Consider the following 24,572-nt stretch of genomic DNA (forward strand, 5'->3'; position numbering starts at 1 on the left):
GCGGCACCGGGTGGCCACGGCGTGCCGGGCGGTCCACCTGCCCTGTCCCTGTGCGGGTCAGTTCACGACGGCCCTGCGGGCGGAACGGCTGACGTCGTAGACCCCGGGCACGCGGCGCATCGCGCGCATCAGCGCCGGCAGCCCGGCGGCGTCGGGGAGTTGGAGGGTGTAGGTGTGCCGCACCCGCTGTTCGCGCGGCGGTTCGACGTCGGCCGCGACGACCGCCGCGCCGTGCACCGCGATGGTCTCGGTGAGGTCGGCGAGCAGCCGGGGGCGTCCGAACGCCTCGGCCCGCAGTGTCACACGGCATCCGGCCGCGCCCTGCTCCCAGCGCACCGGCAGGGGCAGACGGCCGTCCGAGGCCATCCGCGCCACCGACTGGCAGCTGTCCCTGTGGACTGTGACGGCCCCGCCGCGCACGGGGAATCCGGTCACCGCGTCGGTCGGCACCGGAGTGCAACAGCGGGCCAGCCGTACCGGCGTGTCCGGACGTCCAGGCACCACCGGAACGTTCTCCGCGTACCGCTCGCCCCGGTGCCCCGCGCGCCTGCCGGACCGCTCCCCTCGCGCCCCCCGCACGGTGTGTTGCGCGGTGGCGTCACGACGGGCCTCCCCGGCGCCTTTGGCGGGGACCGCGCTTCGCCCCGCCGCGGTGGGCGCGGGGCCGACACCCGTGCGGGAGGCCGCTTTCGCCTCAGGGGCGGCAGCGCGGGCCGTGTCCGCCGCGGCTTCCGGGTCCGAGCCGGCGGCGGAGTGGGAGCCCGGGGCGGGGGCGGTGCCGATGCCGGCGTCGTCGGTGGCGCCCGCGTGCGGCGGCGGCTCCGCGACCGCCCCCGCGTGCACAGCGGCATCCAAGTCCGTACCCACGCCCACTGGTGTGTCCGCGTCCGTGGCGGGTCCCGCGGCCGTGTCCACGTCCTGGCTCGCCCCCGGGGCAGCGTCCGGGGCCGCTTGCGCGTCCCCGTCAGCCTCCGTGCGGAGGCTGGAGTCGGCGGCCGTACGGCGGTCGGAGTTACCGGCCGTACTGAAGCCGGAATTGCCGGCCGTACGGAAGCCGGAAGGACGCGTCACGTCGTCGGCGGCGGTGACGCGGGGCTCGGCGGCCGTCCCGTCCGCGGCGGCCTGCGCCGCCTCGCCGTGGGCCGCCAGCCACTTCCGAATGGCGATCCGGGCAGACGGCGTCCTGACGTGGTCGAGCCACTGCGGAGACGGCCCCGACGGGCTGCCCTGGCTGGGCTCCAGGAAGAGCTGGAGCGCGTCTCCGTCCAGCAGCACCGTGGTGAGGGCGGCCAGCCGTCCGTTGACGCGCGCCCCGATGCAGCGGTGTCCGTCCTGGCCGAGCCGGGCGTAGGCCGCGTCGACACAGGTGGCGCCCGCGGGCAGCGGCAGCGGGCCGGACCCGAAGTCCTCTGTGCCGGGGACCGCGCAGTAGACGGTGATCTCCAGATCCTGCGCCAGCTCGTCGCGCAGTTCCTGCCAGAAGGTGTTCGGGTCGGGGGCGTCGCTCTGCCACTCCAGGAGGCGCGAGAGCCAGCCCGGCCGCGTCGGGTCGACGCGCTCCCCCGTACCGTCCCCTTCGGCCGCGGAACCCGTCCCCACGGCACCGGCCCCTGCGGCTCCCTCATGGGCCGCCTCCGCCGTGGCGGCAGCGTGGGGGTCGCCCAGGGCGATGACTCCGGTCTCGGCCACCTGGTGCATGCGCCGGGTACGCACCAGGACCTCTGCGACCCGGCCGTCCTCGTCGGCGATCGCGGTGTGCAGCGACTGGTAGAGGTTGAACTTGGGAACGGCGATGAAGTCCTTGAACTCGGACACCAGCGGGGCGAAACAGGTGTGCAGCTCGCCGAGGGTGGCGTAGCAGTCGGCGTCCTCGTCCACGAGGACGAGCAGGCGCGCGAAGTCGCAGTCGCCGAGCTGGCCGCGTTTGAGGCGCAGCCGGTGGACCGAGACGGTGTGGCGGGGGCGGATGAGCACCTGGGCGACGACCCCGGCGTCCCGCAGCGTCCGGCGCACCTGGGCGGCGAGTCCGGTCAGCGGGTCGGGGCGCGTGTTGTGCTCGCGGATCAACTCGCGGGTGCTGCGATGCTCCTCCGGCCGCAGCACCGCGAAGACCAGATCCTCCAGCTCGCTCTTGAGGGCCTGGATGCCGAGCCGTTCGGCGAGCGGAATGAGCACGTCGCTGGTGACCTTGGCGATGCGGACCTGTTTCTCGCGCCGCATGACGCCGAGGGTGCGCATGTTGTGCAGCCGGTCGGCCAGTTTGATCGACATGACGCGTACGTCGTTGCCCGTGGCGAGCAGCATCTTGCGGAACGTCTCGGGCTCCGCGGCCGAGCCGTAGTCGACCTTCTCCAGCTTGGTGACGCCGTCCACCAGGTAGCACACCTGATCGCCGAACTCGCTGCGCACCTGGTCGAGCGTGACCGCGGTGTCCTCGACGGTGTCGTGCAGCAGCGACGCCGTCAGGGTGGTGGTCTCCGCACCGAGCTGGGCGAGCAGAAGGGTGACCGCGAGAGGGTGCGTGATGTAGGGCTCGCCGCTCTTGCGCATCTGCCCGCGGTGGGAGGACTCCGCCAGTACGTACGCCCTGCGCAGGGGACGCAGATCGGCGCGCGGATGGTGGGCCCTGTGCACCTTGGCGACGTGCTCGATGGCGTCCGGCAGGGAGTCCCTCGGCGCGGCGCCCAGCAGTGCCACTCTGCTCAGCTTCCGCAGACCGCGCACCGCGCTCATGGGCACCTCCCGCTCCTGCCGCGCCCCCGGGCCGGGGCTGTGATGCTACCGACCCCACCACGCGCCCCTGACCGACTCCGGCTCAGGGTGAGCCGTATCACCCCATCGTGCGACGCCGCGCGGTCGGCGTCGTACCGCCGCCCCTGCCTCGCGGCGGCCACCCTTACGCCAGCAGGGCGGGGTCGATCCGGCCCTCGGCGACGATCACGGCGGGGCCGGTCATCTCGATCTCCCCGTCGGCCCGCTCGGTGATCTCCAGACGTCCGCCGGGCACCTCGACCGTGTACGTCACAGGGGCGCCGTCCTCGCGCGGGTCGAAACCGTCTCTGCGGGCGGCGGCCACCATCACGGCACAGGCGCCGGTGCCGCAGGAGCGCGTCTCGCCCGCGCCTCGTTCGTGTACCCGGAGCGCGACGTGCCGCGGGCCCCTGGCCACGACGAACTCGACATTGACACCGTCGGGGTAGGCGGTCGCCGGCCACACCTCGGGGGCGTCCAGCAGCCGCCCCGCCTCCGCCAGGTCCGCCACGAAGGCGACGGCGTGCGGGTTGCCCATTCCGACCTTGCGCACCGGCCAGGTGCGCCCGGCGGCATGCACGGTGATCTCGCCGTCCGCCCCATCCCGGGCTTCGGGCAGCTCGGCGCTGCCCATGCCGACGGTGACGTCGCCGCCGTTCTTGGCGATGTGGGCCCGGCGTACACCCGCGCGGGTCGCGAGCGCGACGTCACCGGGCTCGGCCAGCCCTGCGCGCTCCAGGTAGCGGGCGAAGACCCGGGCGCCGTTGCCGCACATCTCGGCGACGGAGCCGTCGCTGTTGCGGTAGTCCATGAACCACTCGGCGTCGCCGGCCATGGACCTGGCCTCCGGATGCGCCGCCGCGCGGACGACGCGGAGCACGCCGTCGGCACCGATGCCCGCCCTGCGGTCGCACAGCCGTGCCACCGCCCGCGGGGACAGGTCGAGCACGCCGTCCGGGTCCGGAATGATCACGAAGTCGTTCTCGGTGCCGTGGCCTTTGAGGAACGGCACACCTGGTGCGCTGGTCACACCGCCGATCGTACGGGAGGCGTGGCCGAAGCGCGGAACGGGCCGAGCCGCCGTGCTTCCGCAGGTCAGGTCACCTGGCGGACTGGCCGGATCGGGTCGCCGGCCGTACCTGGCGCTGGCGGGTCTGTGGCGGCCGTGCCGGAGCCGTTGGCGGCCCCCAAGGGTCCGCGGGGTCCGTGCCCGGTCGGTAACGCCCCGCAAGGGCGCGCGGGCCCTGCCCGGTCAGTGGCGGAGACGGTCGATGCGCCACACGGCGAGCACCACGAGGGTGCACAGCACCACGGCGTAGCAGAGGACCACCCGCCAGTCGGGACGTCCGCCCGAGCCGCGCGCCGGGAGCCCCGGCCAGGTGTGCCCCACCCTGCGGGCCGCCATCACGCCCCAGCCCGCCGCGCAGCCGCACAGCAGGAACCCGAGCATGGAGACCACGGCGCCCGAGCTGCCGCCCGGCTCGAAAGCCAGCGGGAAGGCGAACATCAGCGAGCCGAGAGCGCCGAGGATCACGATGGGGGCGAGCTGCCACAGGCGCAGCTTGCGCTGCGGCCGCAGCTCGTGCGGCTCGACCGGCGGGCCGGCGGCCATGGAGTCCTCCCCCGTCGCCTCCTGCGCCGGGTCGGCGACGCTGTCCGGGACGGCCGAGCGCTCCGGGACGGCGATGCGGTCCTCGTCAGCGTCACGGTCGGGGTCGGTACCGCTCTCCGGAGCGGAGCCGGCCGGTGCGCCGGGAGCGGACGGCCGGTCGGAGGCGGACGGCCGGTCGGGGCCGGGCGACCGCTCGGGGCCGGCCTCCGGTTCCCGCTCGCCCCGCTCGGTGTCAGCGAAGGACTCGCGGTCGGCACAAGGCCCGGTGTCCGCCGCCGAGGAGTTGTCGCGAGGGCCGGCCTCCATTGCCACACGCCCTCCCAACTCCGGTTTTATGGATCCCAACGATGGACGATAATGGCACGCCCGCGGTAACGGGACGGTTGCGCAGGGCTTCCCGATGCCATCACGTGATCAGGCTGTAACCGCGCGCGTCAGCAACGCCAGCGCCGCACCCGGCAGTTCCCGCCTGTCGGCAGCCGCACCACTGAGCCAGTTCACCCGTGGATCGCGGCGAAACCAGGAATCCTGGCGGCGCGCGAAGCGCTTGGTGGCGCGGATGGTGACCTCGCGCGCCTCTTCGAGGGAACACTCGCCCGCGAGGGCAGCGAGAACCTGTTGGTATCCGAGGGCACGAGGGGCCGTGCGCCCCTCCCGCAAACCCCGCTTCTCCAGCTCCCGCACCTCGTCGACCAGCCCGGCCTCCCACATCAGGTCCACGCGGCGGGCGATCCTCTCGTCCAGCTCCGGCCTGGCGACGTCGACGCCTATCTGCACGGTCTCGTAGACGGACTCGTGGCTCGGCAGATGCGCCGTGAACGGTCGCCCGGTGATCTCGATGACCTCCAGGGCGCGGACGATGCGGCGGCCGTTGCCGGGCAGGATCGCCCGGGCCGCCTGAGGGTCGGCCGCGGCCAGGCGGGCATGGAGCTCGCCGGAGCCCCGCTCGGCCAGTTCCGCCTCCAGCCTGGCCCGCACCCCGGGGTCGGTACCGGGGAACTCCATCGCGTCGAGTGCCCCGCGGACGTACAGGCCCGAGCCGCCGACCAGCACGGGCACCCGCCCCTGGGCGCGCAGCCTGTCGATCTCGGCTCGGGCCATCCGCTGGTACTCCGCGACGCTCGCCGCCTCGGTGACGTCCCAGATGTCGAGCAGGTGGTGCGGCACGCCCTTCCGCTCCGGCAGGGTCAGCTTCGCGGTGCCGATGTCCATCCCGCGGTACAGCTGCATCGAGTCGGCGTTGACGACCTCGCCGCCCAGCTCTTGGGCGAGGAAGACGCCCAGGTCGGACTTGCCGGCCGCGGTGGGCCCCACGACGGCGACGACGGGCGGCGCGTCCTGCGGGGGAACCGGCGAGGTGGGCGGGGTGGCGGCATGGACGTTCACCCGTCAAGTCTCGCAAACCTGGTTGCGGCTTCTCGAACGAGCGACGTGACGCGGCATCTTCGGGGTCGTTGCCCGATGCGAGGTTCCGACAGCCGGTTTCCGCACCGGTGCCCTGGGGCGACGCAATGGGACGCTCCGCGAGGCGCGGGATTTCGCCCACACGAGTATGGTCTGGAGTAGATATGGGCGTGTTTGCGAAGATTCTCCGTCGTTCGTCCACCAAGTCAACACAGGACGCTTCCGAGGCCACCCCCGCGGAGGAAGCCGGAGCAGACACCTTCGCTCAGCGCGGAGCGCGGGACGGATCCGGACCAGACGGAACCGGATCGGGCGGGACCGGATCGGGCGACACCGGGCCGACGGGACCGGGTGCGGTGGCCGAAGGCGAGCAGAGTTCGGGGGAAAGGTCCTCCCGCGAGAGCCCGCCCGAGCGCAACTCCGCCCATACCGCTCCCCCGGCGCCCGAGAGCACCGGGACGAGCGGCGACGAGCCGGCGGCGGACGGCAGGGAGAGCAGGTCGGCGGCTAGGGTCGAGAACAGCGAGGGGACCGTCGGCATCCCCAAGCAGCAGTCAGCCGACGAGGCCGCCGACAGCGAGACCGGGGACAACGCCCGCAATTAGACCGTGCGGCCCCCGCCCGCACGGCATGGCAGGAAGGTGACCGCGATGGGCTTCATGGACAAGGTCAAGGGCATGCTGGGCCAGCATGGCGACAAGGTCCAGCAGGGGCTGGACAAGGCGGCGAAGGCCGCCGACTCCAGGACCAAGGGCAAGTACAGCAGCCAGATCAGCAGCGGAACCCAGAAGGCCAAGGACGCCGCCCAGCGGCTGGCCGACGAAGGCCGCGGCCAGGGAGACCAGGGCGGCTCGGGAGGTGGCCCGACAGGCGGCGGGAGCGGTTCCGGTCCGACGGGCGGCGGGAGCAGCACAGGCCACTGAGCCACGCCTCCAGCGCCCCGGGGTGCCAACGGGCACCGGCCGGGCTCCGGCGCCTCGCAGCGGCCGCACGGGCTGCCGCAGCACTACGACAGCGGCGCGGCCGGGGTGTGGAGCGCACCCTCGGCCGCGCTGTGTGTGGGCCGGTTCCGATCCGCTTCCGGCCGCCACGGGCAGGCGCAGGGCCCGGAAGAGGTCGGGGTGGTCACGACCAGCCGGCGACGATGTATCCGACTCCGTAGGGCGCCTCGTCGTACAGGAGACGTCCGGCCAGCCCGGATCCCCGCGCGGCACCGGCGAGCGTCTGCCAGGAGGAGCGTCCGGCCGCGCCGAGGTCGTAGGCCAGCTCCTCGTCCAGTGCGAGCAGGGCCTCGGTGTCGGCGGCGCCCAGGGCCCGTGCGGCCTCTGCGTCGAACGCGGCGGCGCGCTCGTCGAAGTAGCCGGGGGCCTTCAGTGTGCGGCAGTTGCTGGCGTCGCCCATGACGAGCAGGGCGACACGGTCCGCGCTCGCCGCCAGTTCCTCACCCGCCTCCTGGCAGCGGGCCCGCGTCAAGGGCTCACCGACGCCGAGCCCTTCCACAGGGCAGCTCGTCCAGTCCGTACGGTCCAGCAGCCAGGCGCCGACCGCCAGGGACGGCGGAAGGTCGCGCCGGGCGGGCTCCCCCTTGCCGAGGCTCACTTCGAGATTGACGCCGAACCCGGCGAACGAGCCGCGGGCGCCCTGGGGATGGGCACCCCGACCGGCCTGTTCGGCGGGGCCGATCACGTGGAGCCGGTCGGGACGGGCAGCCGCCAGGACGCCGATGGCGTCGTAGCAGGCGGCGCGGGCGGCGTCCATCTCGGGGGCGGCACCGCCCGCGACCTCGGGTACGAGCAGCGGGGGGCAGGGGCATACTGCTGCGGCGACAAGCATGGCGCGCAGCTTAAGTGCCCGCACACCACTTCCCACCCAGCCCGGGCCGAGACTCACCCGCGCGTGCGAGAACCCCATGAACGGGTGACGGCATGAACGGGTGGACGGCCCGGCAGCGACGTGCGCGCCCCATCTCGCCCGCGCGGAGCGAGGGTTGCGGCCGGCGGTTCAGGCGGGTGCGGGCCCGTGGGTCAGGCGGACGCGGTCCGCGGTTCAGGCAGGGCAGCAGCCGCCGGTGGCCGCGGACTGCGGATCGGGGACGCCGACCGTGGGCAGGCCGAGCATCACGCCGCTGCCCTGCTGCCCCGGGGCGGCCTCGGCCGCGGTACGGCGCTCCCAGGCGTCGCCCGCGCGCGTGCGGCGCACCGCCTTGGCGGGGCCCTCGGCGAGCAGGTGGTGGGGCGCGGCGTAGGTGATCTCGACCGTCACCATGTCGCCGGGACGCACCGGTTCCTGCGGCCGGGTGAAGTGCACCAGCCGGTTGTCGGGGGCACGGCCCGACAACCGCTGGGTGGCGTCGTCCTTGCGGCCCTCGCCCTCGGCGACCATCAGCTCCAGGGTGCGGCCGACCTGCTTCTTATTCTCCGCCCAGGAGATCTCCTCCTGGAGTTCCACGAGGCGTTCGTAGCGCTCCTGGACGACCTCCTTGGGGATCTGCCCGGCCATGTCGGCGGCGGGCGTACCGGGACGCTTGCTGTACTGGAAGGTGAACGCCTGGGCGAACCGGGCCTCACGGACGACGTGCAGCGTCTCGGCGAAGTCCTCCTCGGTCTCGCCGGGGAAGCCGACGATGATGTCGGTGGAGATCGCGGCCTCGGGGATGGCGGCGCGGACCTTCTCGATGATGCCGAGGAAGCGCTCCTGCCGGTAGGAGCGGCGCATCGCCTTGAGCACGCGGGACGAGCCGGACTGGAGCGGCATGTGGAGCTGCGGCATCACGTTGGGCGTCTCGGCCATGGCGGCGATGACGTCGTCGGTGAAGTCGCGGGGGTGCGGCGAGGTGAAACGGACGCGCTCCAGCCCGTCGATACGGCCACAGGCGCGCAGCAGCTTGCTGAAGGCCTCACGGTCACCGATGTCGGAGCCGTAGGCGTTGACGTTCTGGCCGAGCAGGGTGATCTCGGTGACGCCCTCGTCGACCAGTGCCTCGATCTCGGCGAGGATGTCACCGGGCCGGCGGTCCTTCTCCTTCCCGCGCAGCTGCGGGACGATGCAGAAGGTGCACGTGTTGTTGCAGCCCACGGAGATGGACACCCAGGCCGCGTAGGCGCTTTCGCGGCGGGTGGGCAGCGTGGAGGGGAACGCCTCCAGGGATTCGGCGATCTCGACCTGCGCCTCGCTGCGCAGCCGGGCCCGCTCCAGCAGCACGGGTAGCTTGCCGACGTTGTGGGTGCCGAAGACGACGTCGACCCAGGGGGCCTTCTTGACGATGGTGTCGCGGTCCTTCTGGGCCAGGCAGCCGCCGACGGCGATCTGCATACCGGGACGCGCGGCCTTCTTCGGAGCGAGTTGGCCGAGGTTGCCGTAGAGCCGGTTGTCGGCGTTCTCGCGGACGGCGCAGGTGTTGAAGACGACGACGTCTGCGGCGTCGGCGTCCTGGGGCGCGCGTACGTATCCGGCGCCCTCCAAAAGTCCCGCCATCCGCTCGGAGTCATGGACGTTCATCTGGCACCCGAAGGTGCGCACCTCGTACGTCCCCTTGACGTCCTGGACGGCCGTGTGGACGTCCGCTGTCTGACTCCGGTCGCTACTGCTCATGCCACAAGGGTAGGCGTTCTCACAGACGCCCTCGGCCGGGTGGGACAGGCGCACCAGGCGACCGCCGGGACACTGTGAGGCAGATCACCGCTCGGTCACTCCGGGACGGGTTCGTCCGCCAGCCGCAGGGTCGCCCAGACGGTGTTGCCGGTGGTCAGGGAAGAGGCCCGGACCCCCCAGTCGGCGGCGAGGGCGGCCACGATGCACAGCCCGCGACCGCTCTCGTCCGCGGCCTCGCCCTGCTGGAGCTGTGGCTCCTCGCCGCCCTCGGCCGGATCGTGGACCTCGAGGCGGAGCAGCGGAGCGGCTGTGCCAAGCGGCCCCACTGCCGCACGGCAGACCAGTTGGGCCTCGGGCAGGCAGCGGGTGTGCACGACGGCGTTGGTGGCCAGTTCGGAGAGCAGCAGCACCGCGTCGTCAGCTGTCGCGGAGGGTATCGGCGGATCGTGCCGCTCACCCAGCCACCGGGTGAACGCGGCGCGCGCCCGTGCGATGTTCTGCTCCCGTGCGGGAAATCTCAGCTGCCAGCCCGGGTCGGACGAGTTCGTGGGCGGCACGGACGGGTTGCCGGAGCCGCCGGTGAAAGCGGTGGAGGAGGCTGCTGCGGGGTCCCTGCGGGCGGGGGCGGCGTACACCTGGGGGGCGCCTTCCGTCGGGCTGGTCCCGGCCCGCGGCGGGGCCGTGACACGTCGTCTGCCTGTCACTATGGCCCCTACCGTTCCACTCAGCAAGCGACAGTGTGAAAATTGCACTTCGTGACAGGTGGCCGTCCGCGTGCGGCGCACGTGAGCCCGGCCACTCCCCTCTCCCCCGACTTGCTGGCAGTATCCCCTTCCATGCCCAGCCTGCGTCCGCGGACCGCCTCCCGCCCGGTGTTCGGTCCGGACGGGCTCGCTGCCGGCCGCCCCCGCATCCTGTGGGGCTCGGCCGCCGTGCTCGTGGTGTGCGGACTGCTGGCATGGTGGCTGATGCCCGCCCGCGCGCCGGCTCCCAGCGGCGAGATCACCTTCGCCACAGGTGTGCGGACAGGCGTGTACGAGCGCTACGGCGCTCTCTTCAAACAGCGGCTGGCCCGCGATTTGCCCCAGGTGGAGCTGACGCTGCAGCACAGCCAGGGGTCGGTGCAGAACGTGGCACGGGTCGCCTCGGGCAAGGCGGACTTCACCATCACCGCCTCCGACGCACTGGCCACCTACCAGCAGGAGGGTGGCAAGGACGCCTCGCGCATCCGGGCCTGTGCCCGGCTCTACGACGACTACATGCACCTGGTCGTGCCCAGGGACTCCCCGGTGAGCAGCGCCAAGGACCTCAAGGGGATGCGTGTCGGCGTCGGTGAGAAGAGCTCGGGGGTGTCCCTGGTGACCAGCCGGCTGCTCCAGGCCGCGGGCCTGGACATGGAGCACGACGTCCATCCGGTGCGAGAGGGCATCGACCGGATGCCCGCCCTGCTGGCCGCGGGGAAGCTCGATGCGTTCTTCTGGTCGGGCGGACTGCCGACGGGCGCCATCGAGCGCCTGGCGGAGCGGACGGACATCCGGCTGGTCCAGCTCGGGGACCTGCTCCCGCGGCTGCACGAACAAGGGCGCAGAACGGGCTACTACCGCGCTGCTGTGATGGCGCCGGACGCGTACCCGACGGTGCAGCGGGGCCGGTCCGTCAAGACAGTGGCCATCGCCAACCTCCTGGTGACCACGGACCGCACCGACCCCGCGCTGACGGAGGGCATCACCCGCTCGGTCATCAAGAGCAGGGACCAGATAGGGCGCGAGGTGCACGCGGCCCAGAAGGTCGACCTGCGCACCGCCATCTACACCGACCCCGTCCCGCTGCACGAAGGGGCACGGCGCTACTACCGTTCGGCCAAACCCTGACCCGCCGCCTCCGGCGCCTCCCGCGGGATAGTGATCAGCACACGCAGCCCCGCGGGGGAGTTGTGCGCGAAGGAGAGCCCCGCACCGCTGCCGGCGAGCAGGGCACGGGTGATGGACAGGCCCAGGCCCGACCCGGAGACGTTCTGGTGGCGCCCGCTGCGCCAGAAGCGGTCGCCCACCCGCTCCAGTTCCTCGTCGGTCAGCCCGGGGCCGCCGTCCCGCGTCTCGACGGTCACCTGGTCGCCCTCCGCACGGACGGTGACGGTGACCGTGCCGCCGTCCGGGGAGAACTTCACGGCGTTGTCGACGACCGCGTCCAGCGCGCTGGACAGCGCCACCGGGTCCGCCCACCCGGTGGCCGCCGCCTGCCCGGCCGAGGTGAGCGTCACGCCCCGGCGTTCGGCGCTGGGCCGCCAGGAGGCGACTCGCTCGGCGGCGATCTCGGCGACATCGGTCAGCACGACGTGTGACGCGTCGCTGTGTTCCGCGGAAGCCAGGTCCAGCAGGTCGTCGAGCACCCGGGCCAGCCGCTTCCCCTCCGCCCGCACCGAGGCCATTTCCTCGTTGCCCTCCGGCAACTCCAGGGCGAGCAGTTCGATGCGCAACAGGAGCGCGGAGAGCGGGTTGCGCAACTGGTGGGAGGCGTCGGCGACGAAGGCACGCTGCTGTTCCAGCGCCCCCTCCACGTTGCCCGCCATCTCGTTGAAGGAGTGCGCGAGCCTGCGCAGCTCGGGTGGGCCGACCGAGGCGACGACGCGCGAGGCGAACCTGCCCGTGGCGATCTCGTGCGTGGCGCGGTCCAAAGTGCGCACCGGCTTGAGGACCCAGCCGGTGAGCCGCAGCGCAGCCCCGACCGCCAGCAGCATGGCGGCGGCCTCACCGACGGCGATGGCCAGCCAGCCGCGGAGTATGCGCGAGCGCATCGGGCCCGTGGGCGAGTCGGTGAGCACCACGGCCGCCACGTCGCCGTCCCTGATGACCGGAGAGGCCACCGCGATCCGTCCCTCCCGCTGCCAGGGCCACACCTGGGGCGGATCGTGGCTGCGGCGCCCGGCCAGCGCCTCGGCGTACGCCCGCGCCCCGTCCGGTCTTTCGCCCTGCGAGGCGGCCTCGCTGTCAGGGGGCACCCGCCAGTCGCGGGGGGAGGCGGCCATGGTGCGGCCGTCCCGGTAGAAGACGCCGGCGCGGATGCCGTAGAGGTCCCGGTAGCGGTCCAACTCGTGCTGGAGGGTGGCCCGGCGCTCGTCGGGCAGGCTGGTGGAGGTGACGAACTGGGCGAGGGCGGCGAACCGCGCCGTGTCGTCGATCCGGTCGACCACCACGCGCTGCTGTTCGGCCTGTGCCTGACTGGCGGCCAGCGGGAAACCGAGCGCGAGCAAAACCCCTGCCAGCAGGATGAGGAGAAGAGGGAGAAGGCGGCTGCGCACTGTGGATGTCTCCGCACCAGGCCCGGCTCAGACGCCCTGCGCTGCCATGCGGTAGCCGACGCCGCGCACCGTCTCTATGAGCGCGGGCCGCTGCAGCTTGGCACGCAGCGAGGCGACGTGCACCTCCAGGGTGCGTCCGGTCCCCTCCCAGCTGGTACGCCAGACCTCACTGATGATCTGTTCCCTCCGGAAGACCACGCCGGGCCGCTGGGCGAGCAGCGCGAGCAGGTCGAACTCCTTGCGGGTGAGCGGCACCGTCGCGCCGTCGACACTCACCTGCCGGGTGGGCAGCTCGATGGTGACGGCCCCGAGCCGGATCGTGCCGGCCGCGCCCGTACCGTCAGAACCCGCCTCCTGCGGCGTGCCGTTCCCTTGCGGCGCTCCGCCCTCCCCGGCGGATCCGCGGCGGCTGACGGCGTGGATGCGGGCCAGCAACTCTCCCATGTCGTACGGCTTGACGACGTAGTCGTCGGCTCCGAGGTTGAGGCCGTGGATGCGCGACCGTACGTCGGCACGCGCGGTCACCATGATCACCGGGGTGGTGCTGCTGCGGCGGATGCGCCCGCACACCTCGAAACCGTCCTGGTCGGGCAGGCCCAGGTCCAGCAGGACGACGGCGAAACCCGGCCGCGGCCGCTCACCCACCAGCAGCTCCTGTAGCGCCTCCGCGCCGCTGCGCACATGGGTCACCTCGAAGCCGTGCCGCGCCAGCACGGCGGAGAGCGCGGCAGCGACACGGTCGTCGTCCTCGACGAGCAGCAGTCTCACCCGGCGCCCTCCTTCCCCGCTCGTCCTGTCCGTGCCGATTGCTCCGACAGAGCATCCATTCCCATCGGCGCAGGTGAGTCAAGGGCTCCCCGGCCCGCCAGTACATCCGTTACGCAGCCGGTACCGTCCCCTTTACCCAGTGTGCCCGGTTGCAGCCGGATCGTTATGCTCAATTTCAGCTCAGATGTAATGACGGTCACGCAGGCGGCTCACTAGGGTCCTCGCAACCGACGAGGACGGAGCTACACGCCGATGAGCGAAGTATCGGTGACCAAGGACGCACGCGGTCCCGAGCCCGCGACCGACAAGCTGGTCGTACTGGACAACGTCAACAAGCACTTCGGTGCCCTGCACGTCCTCCAGGACATTGACCTGACCATCGCCCGCGGCGAGGTCGTCGTCGTCATCGGCCCCTCGGGTTCCGGCAAGTCGACCTTGTGCCGCACCATCAACCGCCTGGAGACGGTCGACTCCGGCGGCATCACGATCGACGGCAAGCCGCTGCCGCAGGAGGGGAAGGAACTGGCCAGGCTCCGTGCCGACGTGGGCATGGTCTTCCAGTCCTTCAACCTCTTCGCGCACAAGACGGTGCTGGAGAACGTCACCCTCGGCCAGACCAAGGTCCGCAAGACGGACAAGCAGGCGGCCGAGCAGAAGGCCCGCACGCTGCTCGACCGGGTCGGCGTCGGCAACCAGGCCGACAAGTACCCCGCGCAGCTCTCCGGCGGACAGCAGCAGCGCGTCGCGATCGCCCGGGCTCTGGCGATGGACCCGAAGGTCATGCTCTTCGACGAGCCGACCTCGGCCCTCGACCCCGAGATGATCAACGAGGTCCTGGAGGTCATGCAGCAGCTGGCCCAGGAGGGCATGACGATGGTCGTCGTCACCCACGAGATGGGCTTCGCGCGCTCGGCCGCGAACCGCGTGGTCTTCATGGCGGACGGCCGGATCGTGGAAGAGGCCACCCCGGACCAGTTCTTCAGCAACCCGCGCAGCGACCGTGCCAAGGACTTCCTCTCGAAGATCCTGCACCACTGAGCCACAGAACCGCGGGGCCGGACGGCCACAGGGCCCACGGAGCAGCGCAGCAGCGCACCGGGCCATCGACTGTTCAAGCAAGGGATGTTCACTATGAGGTTGCACAAGACCGCCGCGGCGGCAGCCGCTGTTCTGGCGCTCGCCGCCACCGCCGCGTGCGGCGGCAAGGAGGGCTCCGCGGGCGACAAGCCCAAGGACCAGACGAACGAGAAGGCGCTGCCGAAGTACGAGGTCGCCAAGGACGCCAAGGTCGACTCCCCCGTCCTGAAGAAGGCCCAGAAGCGCGGCAAGATCGTCATCGGCGCCAAGGCCGACCAGCCCTACCTCGGGTTCCAGGACCAGTCGACCAAGAAGTACTCCGGGTTCGACATCGAGATCGCCAAGATGATCGCCGCGGACCTGGGCTTCTCGCCGAAGCAGATCGAGTGGAAGACCGTCGACTCCGGCGCACGCGAGACGACCATCTCCAAGGGCGACGTCGACCTGATGATCGGTACCTACACGATCAACGACGAGCGCAAGAAGCAGGTCGCCTTCGCCGGCCCGTACTTCCACGCGGGCGCCTCGCTACTCGTCCGCAAGGACGAGAAGGAGGTCACGGGGCCGGAGACCGTCAAGGGCAAGAAGGTCTGCTCCATCGTCGGTTCGACGCCTCTCCAGGTCATCAAGCAGCCGAAGTACGGTGCCAACGTCACCGAGCTGAGCAAGTACTCCGAGTGCGTCTCGCAGGTCATCGACGGCCAGGTCGACGCCGTCACCACGGACGACGCGATCCTGATGGGCTACGCCGCGCAGAACCCCGGCAAGCTCAAGGTCGTCGGCAAGCCCTTCTCCGACGAGCCCTACGGCGTCGGCATGAAGCAGGGTGACGACGCCCTGCAGAAGGCCGTCGCCGACGCGATCAAGGCCCACCAGGACAACGGCGACTACAAGAAGGCGTACGAGGCCACCCTCGGCAAGTCCGGCTCCAAGTTCAAGACGCCGCCCGAGATCACCGAGAAGTGACGTGCCGCGCCTCGCTCCCCGGCACCAGCGCCGCGCGGGGCGGGGCGCGCCCGTGTGACCGCGCGCCGCTGTGACCGCGCGGACGCGGACCGGCTCACGAGTCACCGCCGTCGCCCTCCCGCGTCCCCCTTCCACTCGCCTCTTCTGCTGTTTCTGCTCTTCCTCTTCCTGCCGCCGCAAGCTACGCGACTCCTCGCGGAGAACTCATGAACGTACTGCTCGACAACCTGGCGCTGTTCCGCGAGGGATTCCTCGGCACCTTGTCGCTCACCGCCGTCAGCGCTGTGCTCGCCGTGGTGCTCGGCCTCGTGATCGCGGGCTTCCGGGTCTCGCCCGTGCCGCCGCTGCGCATCTTCGGCACGCTGTGGGTGACGGTGCTGCGGAACACCCCGCTGACGCTGCTGTTCCTGGTCGCCTTCTTCGTGGTGCCCAAGGTTCTCTTCCCGGGCATCAACTCCTTCGTGCTGGCCGTCTGCGCCTGCGGCTTCTACACCTCGGCCTTCGTCGCGGAGGCCGTCCGCTCCGGCATCAACACCGTGCCGATGGGCCAGGCGGAGGCAGCCCGTGCCATCGGGATGACCTTCACACAGACCATGCGCATCGTGGTGCTCCCCCAGGCGACGCGCACCGTCGTACCGCCGCTGAGCAGCATATTCATCGCGCTCACGAAGAACACCGCGATCGCCGGCGCCTTCGACAACGTGGACCTGTTCAACATCCAGAAGACGCTCAGCAACGACGGTTACGACATCGCCGTCATCTTCATCTGGATCACCATCGGCTACCTGATCATCACGTACGCCATCAACGGCCTCTTCCGGCTGCTGGAGAACCGTCTGGAGGTCGCCCGATGAGCGCGAGCGTCCTGTTCGACGCACCCGGCCCCAAGGCCCGGGCCCGCAACGTCATCTACTCCGTCATCGGCAGCGTCGTGCTGCTGGGGCTGCTCGGCTGGGCCGTCTACCGGCTCTACAACCGCGGCCAGTTCGCGGGCGAGCTGTGGGACATCTTCAACTACGCGGGTATCCGGCAGAACATCCTGGACGCCCTGCTGTCCACCCTGAAGGTGTTCGCGCTCGCGGGTGTCCTCTCGCTGGTCTTCGCCGTCGTCCTGTGCGTCGCGCGGCTGTCGGACCACAAGCCGGTTCGCTGGGTGGCGCTGGTCTTCATCGACCTCTTCCGGTCCATCCCGCTGCTCATCACGATCTTCGCACTGTGGGTCGGCATCCTCGGTGACATGACCTCCATGTGGGCGCTCGTCCTGGGTCTGACGATCTACAACGGCTGCGTCCAGGCCGAGGTGCTGCGCGCCGGCGTCAACGCGGTCCCCAAGGGGCAGGTCGAGGCGGCCTACGCCCTGGGCCTGCGCAAGACCCAGGTGACCGTCTCGATCCTCTTCCCGCAAGCCGTGCGGGCCATGCTGCCGACGATCATCAGCCAGCTGGTCGTGACGCTGAAGGACACCTCCCTCGGCTTCATGATCCTCTACCCGGAGCTGCTGTACTCGGCCCGCCTGATCGCCAACAACACGCCGGTGGGCGGTGTCTACCCGACCGTGCAGACGGTCATCGTCTTCGGCGCCATCTACATCGCCCTCTGCCTCGCGCTGGCGTGGCTGGCGAAGTTCATCGAGCGCCGCGGCCGCAGGTCCAAGGCCGGCATCACCCCCGCGGCGGGCGCGAAGGAGCTCCAGGAGGTCGCACCCTCCGGCAGCTCGGACCTCACGCCCGCCCCCGGACAGGGCACGGGAGACGTCCACAAGGACTGACGGCCCGCACCAGGTCACCACCGGGACACCTGAGCGACGTCAGGGCGGCGGCTCCGCAGAGCCGCCGCCCTGACGCACGCCTCACCCGGGGAGGCCGTCACTTGACGACCGCTCAGGCAATGGGTTGCATACCAGCGTGATCGTGCACCAGGCCCCACCGCCAGAAGAACCCCTGCCCCACCAGAACCACCAGGGGTGTGAGGTCACCACGCTGTGGACCCGGTGATCATCGTCGGGGCAGGCCCCGTCGGACTCGCTCTCTCCCTCGCTCTCGCCCGCCACGCGGTCCCGTCCGTGGTTCTCGACGCCACCGAGGGACACCCGGAGGTCCGCGCCGCACGCACCTGCGTGCTGCGCCCCGACACCGTGGCGCAACTGCCCGCGCTGCCCGGCGCGCGCTGGCGCTCGTGGCACACCCAACGGCGCGCCCAGCCGGTGACAGAGACCGACCTGCCCCCCGAACACGCACCCCTGCACCTGGCACAGCACGCCCTGGAGGGCGCGCTGCGCGGCGCCCTGGCCGGCGAACAGCTCGCCCGGGTGGTCACCGGCAGCCACGTCGACCTGCTGGAACAGGACCCCAGAGGCGTCACGGTGCACACCCGCGGTCCGTCCGGCACCTGGTGGCGGGGCAGCTACGCGGTCGGCTGCGACGGCGCACGCTCGACAGTCCGCAAACTCCTCTCGGTCCGCTTCCCCGGCCGTACCGCGGTCGAGCGGCACGCGGTCGCGGCGCTGCGCGTGCGGCTGCCCTGGGAAGAGGGGCACTACGCCCCGGACGGCACGTGGGAGCCAGGCCAGGTGGGCCGCGCGCTGCTCCACCGCGACCCGGGCGGCACCCCCGGCGAGGTGACCGCACGGCCGCTGCCCGACGGACTCTGGCGACTCGACTGGCTGCTGACACCGCGCGGCGACCTGGTGACCCCGCAGGAAATGCTGGAGCGCGTCGCCGACGCACTCACGACCTGGTCCCAGGAAGCACTCCGCACCGCCCGGTCGGAACAGACGGGCAGGACTGCCAGGAACGGCAGCGCTGCCGGCATGAACAGCGCGCCCGGAGCGGCCGAGGCGGCTCAGCCGGGTGGTGCGTACGGGGCCGGCCTGAACAGCAGGAACGCCAGGAAGGACGGCAACGCCAGTGCCGGGCGAGCCGTCGGCGATGGCGGTGGCGAGCCGGCACGTCCGGGCAGCCGTGCCGGTCAGGAAGCGGCCGCCCGCATCGGCCCCTACGAACTGGTCGACACGGGAGTGCACACCGCGCACCAACGCCTGGCCCGGCACTGGCGCGTCGACCGCGCCTTCCTCGCCGGGGACGCCGCACATCTGACGGGCGCACTGGGAGTGCAGTCCGTCGACGAAGGGCTGCGGGACGTCACCAACCTCGCCTGGAAGCTGGGCCTCGCCTGGCACCACGGCCACGACCGCACGACGGACGCCCTGTTGGACAGCTACGAGGCGGAACGACGCCCCACCGTCACCGCACGGCTGCGCGCCGTCGACCAGGCCATGGCCGTCGTACGGCGCGGCAGCGGACTGCGGTCGCTGCTGCCCGGCGGAGGTGCACGCTCCCACCTGGCCCTGCTGACCGACGGACACCTGGGCCAGGGCCTGCTCGGCGCCCCTCCCGCCTACAGCCGAACGCCACTGGCCCCGCCGCGCGGAAGCACCCCCCAGGTACCGGTCGGCACGGAGCAGGGCGCACCCGTCGAAGACGTTCCCGTCACAGCCGTCGACGGCTCCCGCGGAACCCTGCGCGACTGGCTGGGCGGCGTCGGCGGAGAACTGCTGGTGGTGCTCGTCGCCCCGGGCACGGCCGTGTGGGACAGCCGCCACTGGCTGTCGGCGGGCATGATGCCCGAACTGGCCGCCGCGGTGGAGAAGCTGCCGCTGCGGGCGACACTTCTGGTCACCGAGGGCTACCCCGGCGCGGCCGCACACACGGTGCTCGCGGTCCGCCCCGACGGCCACCTGGCCGCCGCCCTCCCGGCAGGACGCACCGAGGCTCTCCACACCTGGGCGGAGGCGATACGCGGCACAAGTGCGGCGACTCGCCACCAGGTGGGCTCTCAGAACTCCTGACCGGAGGCCCTGCCGACCGGGGGGACCTGACCCAAGGTCCGGAACGGCTGAGACTGCGAACCGAGGCGCACAGCCGGCTGCCGGGCGCTGCATGGACACCGCACCGTGGCGGCTTCGGCTGCCCAACAGCCGACACGTGGCAACGGGCCTGGCTACGGCGTGTGCCGCCCCAGCTACCGGCCAGGATCGCTCCCCTCTGCCAGGTGCCCGCCCTCGCACAGACGCCCGCACACTCGGCCCACCGCACACAACCCGGCGGCCTACGCACGTGAACCGGCACCGAGCCGATGCCGACCCTCAGGACCCCTGCGGATCCCTCCAGACCCGTCCGGTTCCCTCTAGATCCCCGGGAAATGCTCCTCCAGTTCCTCCGGATCCTCTCCCTCTTCCTCCAGCGCCTGGCGGACCACGCGGAGGGCGAGGCCCTCCGGGTAGCCCTTGCGGGCCAGCGTCCCGGCAAGGCGGCGGAGGCGCTTGTCCCTCTCCAGACCCCTGGTGGCACGCAACTTGCGTTCCACCAGGGCGCGCGCCGTCTCTTCCTCCTGCTCCGCGTCGAGCTCGCCGACCGCCTCGTCGATCACCGTCGCGTCCACGCCCTTGGTGCGCAGTTCACGGGCGAGGGCGCGGCGGGCCAGCCCCCGGCTGTGGTGCCGGGACTCCACCCAGGCGGCCGCGAACGCGACGTCGTCGACAAGACCGACGTTCTCCAGCCGGGCCAGGACTTCTTCGGCCGCCTCCTCGGGTACGTCCCGCTTGCGGAGCGCGTCCGCGAGTTGCCGGCGCGTCCGAGGCGTACCGGTGAGAAGCCGCAGGCAGATGGCTCTGGCCCGCTCCACCGGGTCCTGCGGCTCGCGGGAACGCGACTCCCGAGTGGACCGCGGCCCCCCGGGCTGTCGCTTCTGAGACTGTTGCTCCCCGGGGGTGGACGGCGAACGCGATGGTCCCGCTCCGGCCCTCGACGGGGCGGGACCATCGCCGTCCTGGGAGCCCGTGCTCGCGCCGGCGCCCCACGGCGGGGCGGAGGCGGAGGACGGGTCCGGGGAGGGGGTGTACTCCGGCCAGTCGGTGCGCCGCGTCACCGGACTAGCTCTTGGCCGCGGCGGCCTTGGTGGCCTTGGTGGCCTTCGCCGTCTTGGTGACGGGGGCCGGGACCGTCTTGGCAGCGGCGTCCGCACCGTCCGCCGCCGTGACTGCCGCGCCGGCGGCGGGGGCCGCGGTACCGTCCGCGGCGTCCGCACCCGGCTCACCCGACGGGTCCTGGGGCTGGACGCCGATGCCGAGCTTCTCCTTGATCTTCTTCTCGATCTCGTTGGCGAGGTCCGGGTTGTCCCGCAGGAAGTTGCGGGAGTTCTCCTTGCCCTGGCCGAGCTGATCGCCCTCGTACGTGTACCAGGCGCCGGACTTGCGGACGAAGCCGTGCTCGACGCCCATGTCGATCAGACCGCCCTCGCGGCTGATGCCCATGCCGTAGAGGATGTCGAACTCGGCCTGCTTGAAGGGCGGTGCGACCTTGTTCTTGACGACCTTGACACGGGTCCGGTTGCCGACCGCGTCGGTGCCGTCCTTCAGGGTCTCGATGCGGCGGATGTCGAGCCGCACCGAAGCGTAGAACTTCAGCGCCCTGCCACCGGTCGTGGTCTCCGGCGAGCCGAACATCACGCCGACCTTCTCGCGGAGCTGGTTGATGAAGATCGCGGTGGTCTTGGACTGGTTGAGCGCACCGGCGATCTTCCGCAGGGCCTGGCTCATCAGCCGGGCCTGGAGGCCGACGTGGGAGTCGCCCATCTCGCCCTCGATCTCGGCCCGGGGCACCAGCGCGGCGACCGAGTCGATGATGATCAGGTCGAGCGCACCGGAGCGGATCAGCATGTCGGTGATCTCGAGGGCCTGCTCGCCGTTGTCCGGCTGGGAGAGGATCAGCGCGTCGGTGTCGACGCCGAGACGCTTGGCGTACTCGGGGTCCAGCGCGTGCTCGGCGTCCACGAAGGCGACCGTGCCGCCCGCCTTCTGGGCGTTGGCCACCGCGTGGAGGGTCAGGGTCGTCTTACCCGAGGACTCGGGGCCGTAGACCTCGACGACCCGGCCGCGCGGCAGGCCGCCGACCCCGAGGGCCACGTCCAGGGCGGTCGACCCGGTGGGGATGACCTCGACCGGCTCGTTCGGCCGCTCGCCCATGCGCATCACGGCGCCCTTGCCGAATTGGCGTTCAATCTGAGCGAGAGCGGCGTCGAGCGCCTTCTCGCGGTCGGTTCCTGCCATGGGTGCCACCCGGTTGTTTGCTTGAGTCGATCGCTTCACGTCTCACGACGCTAGCGCCTGCCACTGACAATCGGTCCGGACCCGCGCTCCCCCGGCCGGCATGGCCTGAGCGGGCGTTCGCCGGAGCCTCCATAAGAATCGATGTTCGATTTTTGAGTCAAGTCGCACCGCTCACCTGTGGACAACTCAGAAAATCGCAGGTCACAGCGCTTGACCTGAGAGTTCATGCCCCCGGGACGTCTCCGGAACTTCCTCCGGGACGAGGTGACGAACCGGTCATCGGAGGCGCGACAACCACCGCCCGAGCCCGCGGCGCCTGCCCCGCGAACCCCGCCCGAACGACACGTCCGAGACCTCGTAGCGCTTCACGTACGCGCTGAGGAACCCCTGCAGCGTCGCCATCGCCGGAATGGCGACCAGCGCGCCCACCACCACCAGCAGCGAGGTGCCCGCGACCACCGACCCGAAGGCGACGGCGGGATGGATGTCCACGGTCCTGGCGGTGATGCGCGGCTGCAACACGTAGTTCTCGAACTGCTGGTAGAGGACGATGAACACCAGCACCCACAGCGCCGACCACGGGTCGACGGTGAAGGCGATCAACAGCGGCAGAGCCCCGGCCAGATAGGTGCCCACGGTCGGCACGAACTGCGAGACCGCACCGACCCAGACGCCCAGCGCCGCCGCGTACGGCACGCCCAGCAGCTGCAAGAAGAGGTAGTGCGCGGCAGCGGAGATCAGCGCCATCAGAGCCCGCGAGTAGATGTACCCGCCGGTCTTGCTGACGGCGATCTCCCAGGCGCGCAGCACCTCCGCCTGGCGCGCGGGCGGCAGCATGGAGCACAGCACGGTCCGCAGCCGGGGGCCGTCGGCCGCGAAGTAGAACGTGAACAGCGCGACCGTCAGAAGCTGGAAAACTCCCCCCAGCACCGTCACGGAGACCCCCCACACGTTCCGCGCCCCGTTGCGCAGGTAGCCCCGTACCCAGTCGGAGTGGAAGAGCCCGGAGCGGACCTCGTCCACGTGCAGATCCGTGTGGAAGTGCTGGTTGCTCCAGCGCAGGACTTCGGAGACGTAGCGGGGCAGGTTGTCGACGATGCGGCTGACCTGTTCGGCGAAGAGAGAGCCGAGCGCGAAGAAGAATCCGGCCGCGGCCACCAGCAGCACCACGGAGACCAGCGCGGTGGCCGGCCCGCGCCGCATTCCCCGCCGGGCCAGGCCCGCGACGGCGGGTTCAATGGCCAGCGCCAGGAAGAACGCGATCAGGACGTCCAGCAGCAGGGTGAGAACCCGCAGGACCGCCCAGCTGAGGATCTGGTAGACCGCGAACAGTGCCAGGGCGAGCACGAAGGCCCGGGGCAGCCAGTGCGGCATCGTCGAGGTTCGTGGACCGCGACGGAAGCCCGCGGCCGAGGCCACAGGACCGGGACCCTCCCCTTCGGGGCCCTCAGTCGCGGCGGGCCTTCCGCCTCCGTCCCCATGACCGTCCCGCTGAGCCGCCTCACCGCGCGGTCGACCGCCGTCCCGTCGACCGCCGTCCGGTTGACCCCCGGGGTGCTCTTCCTCTCCGGCCTTCTCGCGACCGCTCCGTCCCCCGCCGCGCCTCTCACCGGGGCCGGGCTCCCCGCTGTCCTTCCGCCGGGCGTCGAACTCCCTGTCGCCTCTTTCCCGCCCGTCGTGCTCCCCGTCGCGTCTGTCGCGGCCGTCGTGCTCGCCGTCTTCCCGGCCGCCGTCGCCTGGTGCACCCACCGGACAAGTCTCGCCCTACCGGACACACCGCCCGGTAAGCGACTCACCTCTTGTGCGCCGGGACGTCCATGACGTCGCAGACCACCCGCCACACGTCTTTCGCGTCCCACCCCGCCGCCAGCGCCTCGTGGACGGTCCGGCCGCCCAGCTCGGACATCACGAAGTCATGTGCGAAGGAGTCGGCGTACGACGCACCGAAGTGCTCCGCCATCCGCTGCCAGAAGTCCGTCAACCGCATGCCTCAAGTATCCCGCCTGGAGGGTTGGCTCCGTCCCACAGCAGTGACCGGGGCGCCTGGCGGGCCTACCGTCGGAGAATGGCTCACAGTGGTTCGGTCCTCTCCCGCGCGGAGAACTTCATCTGGCTGACAGCGCGCGTGCTGGAACAGCGGCGTTTCGAGCACGACTTCCTGGACGGCGATCCGAGCGCGGTCGAGACGGCGCTGGACGCCTACCGCAACGCGGACGGCGGATACGGTCACGCGCTGGAACCCGACCTGCGGGGCCCGGTGAGCCAGCCGCTGCACACCGCGGCGGCCGTGCGGGTGCTGGACGCGATCGGGCGCTGCGCCGGACAGCGGGTCGAGCGCATCGGCCGGTATCTGACGGCGGTCTCCACGCCCGACGGCGCCCTCCCCGCCGTCCACCCGTCGCTGCGCGGCTACCCCGCCGCACCGTGGATCCCCGTGGTGGACGTGCCGCCCAGCGACCTGCTGGCAACCGGCCCGGTCGTGGGCACGCTGCACCGCAACAGCGTCTGGCACGCCTGGCTCTTCCGCGCGACGGACTACTGCTGGCACACCGTCGAGACCCTGGACAAGACCCACCCGTACGAGGTGCGTGCGGCGCTCACCTTCCTGGACGGTGTCCCTGACCGCCCGCGGGCCGAGGCGGCGGCGGGCCGACTGGGGACGCTGGTGCGCGAGCAGCTCCTGGTCGTGACCGATCCGGACCGCACGGAGCGCTTCCCCCTCCCGGACGGCTACGCACCGGGGGAGCACCATTACGTGACCGACTTCGCGACGGCGCCCGACTCGCTGGCGCGGCGCTGGTTCTCGGACGCGGAACTGGACCGCTGTCTCGACCACCTGCTGAGCCGCCAGGAGGAGGACGGCGGGTGGGACATCAACTGGCGCAGGTGGGCACCCGGAACGGCGTTGGAAGGGCGCCCCCTGGTGACGCTGGAGGCCCTGCACACCCTCCGCGCGTACGGACGGCTTTGAACCCGTCCCCTTGAGCCGCTCCACACAG

The 24,572-nt window shown here is 71.6% G+C and carries 22 protein-coding genes; 9 read left to right on the forward strand and 13 right to left on the reverse strand.

Annotation, left to right across the window (positions count from 1 at the left end; all coding sequences use genetic code 11):
- Positions 1-57 precede the first annotated feature (57 nt).
- From DQ392_RS35660 to miaA, 4 genes are all read right to left on the reverse strand, one after another.
- Entirely contained in the window at positions 58-2,733 is a 2,676-nt protein-coding gene (locus DQ392_RS35660; RefSeq protein ID WP_245982297.1) for a RelA/SpoT family protein, read from the reverse strand.
- 163 nt (positions 2,734-2,896) lie between these two features.
- Positions 2,897-3,781 carry a diaminopimelate epimerase gene (dapF, locus tag DQ392_RS33415; protein ID WP_114019445.1) on the reverse strand — a complete coding sequence of 295 codons (885 nt, stop codon included), beginning with the start codon at positions 3,779-3,781 and terminating at the stop codon, positions 2,897-2,899.
- 222 nt (positions 3,782-4,003) lie between these two features.
- Positions 4,004-4,438: a hypothetical protein gene (locus tag DQ392_RS33420; protein WP_342774989.1), complete on the reverse strand. Its 435-nt coding sequence runs from the start codon at positions 4,436-4,438 to the stop codon at positions 4,004-4,006.
- Between the two features lie 339 nt (positions 4,439-4,777).
- Positions 4,778-5,749, reverse strand: a complete 972-nt coding sequence (gene miaA / locus DQ392_RS33425; protein ID WP_114019447.1) for a tRNA (adenosine(37)-N6)-dimethylallyltransferase MiaA — start codon at positions 5,747-5,749, stop codon at positions 4,778-4,780.
- A 374-nt stretch (positions 5,750-6,123) separates the two neighbouring features.
- On the opposite strand from miaA, the gene DQ392_RS33430 reads away from it, so the two are divergent.
- Positions 6,124-6,372, forward strand: a complete 249-nt coding sequence (locus DQ392_RS33430) for a hypothetical protein (protein ID WP_114019448.1) — start codon at positions 6,124-6,126, stop codon at positions 6,370-6,372.
- A gap of 45 nt (positions 6,373-6,417) precedes the next feature.
- Entirely contained in the window at positions 6,418-6,690 is a 273-nt protein-coding gene (locus DQ392_RS33435) for an antitoxin (protein ID WP_114019449.1), read from the forward strand.
- 202 nt (positions 6,691-6,892) lie between these two features.
- Here the strand turns inward: DQ392_RS33435 and DQ392_RS33440 are convergent, their stop codons facing one another.
- From DQ392_RS33440 to DQ392_RS33450, 3 genes are all read right to left on the reverse strand, one after another.
- Positions 6,893-7,600 carry a class III extradiol dioxygenase subunit B-like domain-containing protein gene (locus DQ392_RS33440; RefSeq protein WP_114019450.1) on the reverse strand — a complete coding sequence of 236 codons (708 nt, stop codon included), beginning with the start codon at positions 7,598-7,600 and terminating at the stop codon, positions 6,893-6,895.
- Positions 7,601-7,813: 213 nt separating this feature from the next.
- The gene (miaB, locus tag DQ392_RS33445; RefSeq protein WP_114019451.1) at positions 7,814-9,358 is read right to left on the reverse strand and encodes a tRNA (N6-isopentenyl adenosine(37)-C2)-methylthiotransferase MiaB; all 1,545 of its coding nucleotides are present in this window, start codon (positions 9,356-9,358) and stop codon (positions 7,814-7,816) included.
- Positions 9,359-9,453: 95 nt separating this feature from the next.
- A complete protein-coding gene (locus DQ392_RS33450; protein WP_114019452.1) occupies positions 9,454-9,993 on the reverse strand; it encodes an ATP-binding protein in 540 nt (179 codons plus the stop codon).
- 201 nt (positions 9,994-10,194) lie between these two features.
- On the opposite strand from DQ392_RS33450, the gene DQ392_RS33455 reads away from it, so the two are divergent.
- Positions 10,195-11,229: a TAXI family TRAP transporter solute-binding subunit gene (locus DQ392_RS33455; RefSeq protein ID WP_114019453.1), complete on the forward strand. Its 1,035-nt coding sequence runs from the start codon at positions 10,195-10,197 to the stop codon at positions 11,227-11,229.
- On the opposite strand, the gene DQ392_RS33460 is transcribed toward DQ392_RS33455, so the two are convergent.
- Both DQ392_RS33460 and DQ392_RS33465 read right to left on the reverse strand, forming a co-directional pair.
- A complete protein-coding gene (locus DQ392_RS33460; RefSeq protein WP_114019454.1) occupies positions 11,208-12,656 on the reverse strand; it encodes a sensor histidine kinase in 1,449 nt (482 codons plus the stop codon). The genes DQ392_RS33455 and DQ392_RS33460 overlap by 22 nt on opposite strands.
- A gap of 27 nt (positions 12,657-12,683) precedes the next feature.
- A complete protein-coding gene (locus DQ392_RS33465; RefSeq protein WP_114019455.1) occupies positions 12,684-13,424 on the reverse strand; it encodes a response regulator transcription factor in 741 nt (246 codons plus the stop codon).
- A 252-nt stretch (positions 13,425-13,676) separates the two neighbouring features.
- Between DQ392_RS33465 and DQ392_RS33470 the strand changes: the two genes are divergently transcribed.
- The 5 genes from DQ392_RS33470 (at position 13,677) to DQ392_RS33490 (ending at position 19,314) form a co-directional block, all read left to right on the forward strand.
- Positions 13,677-14,462, forward strand: coding sequence for an amino acid ABC transporter ATP-binding protein (locus tag DQ392_RS33470; RefSeq protein WP_114019456.1), 786 nt, complete (start codon positions 13,677-13,679; stop codon positions 14,460-14,462).
- A gap of 93 nt (positions 14,463-14,555) precedes the next feature.
- Complete coding sequence (locus tag DQ392_RS33475) at positions 14,556-15,467, forward strand: glutamate ABC transporter substrate-binding protein (protein ID WP_114019457.1); 912 nt, start codon at positions 14,556-14,558, stop codon at positions 15,465-15,467.
- Positions 15,468-15,673: 206 nt separating this feature from the next.
- On the forward strand, positions 15,674-16,321 hold the full coding sequence (locus DQ392_RS33480) for an amino acid ABC transporter permease (RefSeq protein ID WP_114019458.1): 648 nt from the start codon (positions 15,674-15,676) through the stop codon (positions 16,319-16,321).
- A complete protein-coding gene (locus DQ392_RS33485) occupies positions 16,318-17,235 on the forward strand; it encodes an amino acid ABC transporter permease (protein WP_114019459.1) in 918 nt (305 codons plus the stop codon). The genes DQ392_RS33480 and DQ392_RS33485 overlap by 4 nt, the downstream gene beginning before the upstream one ends.
- Before the next feature lie 213 nt (positions 17,236-17,448).
- A complete protein-coding gene (locus tag DQ392_RS33490) occupies positions 17,449-19,314 on the forward strand; it encodes an FAD-dependent monooxygenase (protein WP_114019460.1) in 1,866 nt (621 codons plus the stop codon).
- A gap of 338 nt (positions 19,315-19,652) precedes the next feature.
- Here DQ392_RS33490 and recX read toward each other — a convergent pair whose 3' ends face one another.
- The 4 genes from recX to DQ392_RS33510 all read right to left on the reverse strand — a co-directional run bounded on the left by recX (position 19,653) and on the right by DQ392_RS33510 (position 23,560).
- Positions 19,653-20,393: a recombination regulator RecX gene (recX, locus tag DQ392_RS33495; protein ID WP_114019461.1), complete on the reverse strand. Its 741-nt coding sequence runs from the start codon at positions 20,391-20,393 to the stop codon at positions 19,653-19,655.
- A 4-nt stretch (positions 20,394-20,397) separates the two neighbouring features.
- A complete protein-coding gene (gene recA, locus DQ392_RS33500) occupies positions 20,398-21,573 on the reverse strand; it encodes a recombinase RecA (RefSeq protein ID WP_114019462.1) in 1,176 nt (391 codons plus the stop codon).
- Between the two features lie 276 nt (positions 21,574-21,849).
- Entirely contained in the window at positions 21,850-22,947 is a 1,098-nt protein-coding gene (locus DQ392_RS33505) for an AI-2E family transporter (RefSeq protein ID WP_114019463.1), read from the reverse strand.
- A gap of 418 nt (positions 22,948-23,365) precedes the next feature.
- Positions 23,366-23,560 carry a DUF3046 domain-containing protein gene (locus DQ392_RS33510; RefSeq protein WP_114019464.1) on the reverse strand — a complete coding sequence of 65 codons (195 nt, stop codon included), beginning with the start codon at positions 23,558-23,560 and terminating at the stop codon, positions 23,366-23,368.
- A gap of 78 nt (positions 23,561-23,638) precedes the next feature.
- Between DQ392_RS33510 and DQ392_RS33515 the strand changes: the two genes are divergently transcribed.
- Entirely contained in the window at positions 23,639-24,544 is a 906-nt protein-coding gene (locus DQ392_RS33515) for a hypothetical protein (RefSeq protein ID WP_114019465.1), read from the forward strand.
- Positions 24,545-24,572 lie beyond the last annotated feature (28 nt).

Origin of the sequence: Streptomyces reniochalinae, assembly GCF_003323735.1 — a bacterium.
Classification (GTDB): Bacteria; Actinomycetota; Actinomycetes; order Streptomycetales; family Streptomycetaceae; genus Streptomyces; species Streptomyces reniochalinae.

Coding starts and splice junctions, on each gene's coding strand:
- recA (WP_114019462.1), bottom strand. CDS start 21,573: ATGGCAGGAACCGACCGCGAGAAGGCGCTCGACGCCGCTCTCGCTCAG.
- DQ392_RS33470 (WP_114019456.1), top strand. CDS start 13,677: ATGAGCGAAGTATCGGTGACCAAGGACGCACGCGGTCCCGAGCCCGCG.
- DQ392_RS33440 (WP_114019450.1), bottom strand. CDS start 7,600: ATGCTTGTCGCCGCAGCAGTATGCCCCTGCCCCCCGCTGCTCGTACCC.
- DQ392_RS33480 (WP_114019458.1), top strand. CDS start 15,674: ATGAACGTACTGCTCGACAACCTGGCGCTGTTCCGCGAGGGATTCCTC.
- DQ392_RS33475 (WP_114019457.1), top strand. CDS start 14,556: ATGAGGTTGCACAAGACCGCCGCGGCGGCAGCCGCTGTTCTGGCGCTC.
- DQ392_RS33505 (WP_114019463.1), bottom strand. CDS start 22,947: ATGCCGCACTGGCTGCCCCGGGCCTTCGTGCTCGCCCTGGCACTGTTC.
- DQ392_RS33510 (WP_114019464.1), bottom strand. CDS start 23,560: ATGCGGTTGACGGACTTCTGGCAGCGGATGGCGGAGCACTTCGGTGCG.
- DQ392_RS33435 (WP_114019449.1), top strand. CDS start 6,418: ATGGGCTTCATGGACAAGGTCAAGGGCATGCTGGGCCAGCATGGCGAC.
- DQ392_RS33515 (WP_114019465.1), top strand. CDS start 23,639: ATGGCTCACAGTGGTTCGGTCCTCTCCCGCGCGGAGAACTTCATCTGG.
- miaB (WP_114019451.1), bottom strand. CDS start 9,358: ATGAGCAGTAGCGACCGGAGTCAGACAGCGGACGTCCACACGGCCGTC.
- DQ392_RS33485 (WP_114019459.1), top strand. CDS start 16,318: ATGAGCGCGAGCGTCCTGTTCGACGCACCCGGCCCCAAGGCCCGGGCC.
- DQ392_RS35660 (WP_245982297.1), bottom strand. CDS start 2,733: ATGAGCGCGGTGCGCGGTCTGCGGAAGCTGAGCAGAGTGGCACTGCTG.
- DQ392_RS33455 (WP_114019453.1), top strand. CDS start 10,195: ATGCCCAGCCTGCGTCCGCGGACCGCCTCCCGCCCGGTGTTCGGTCCG.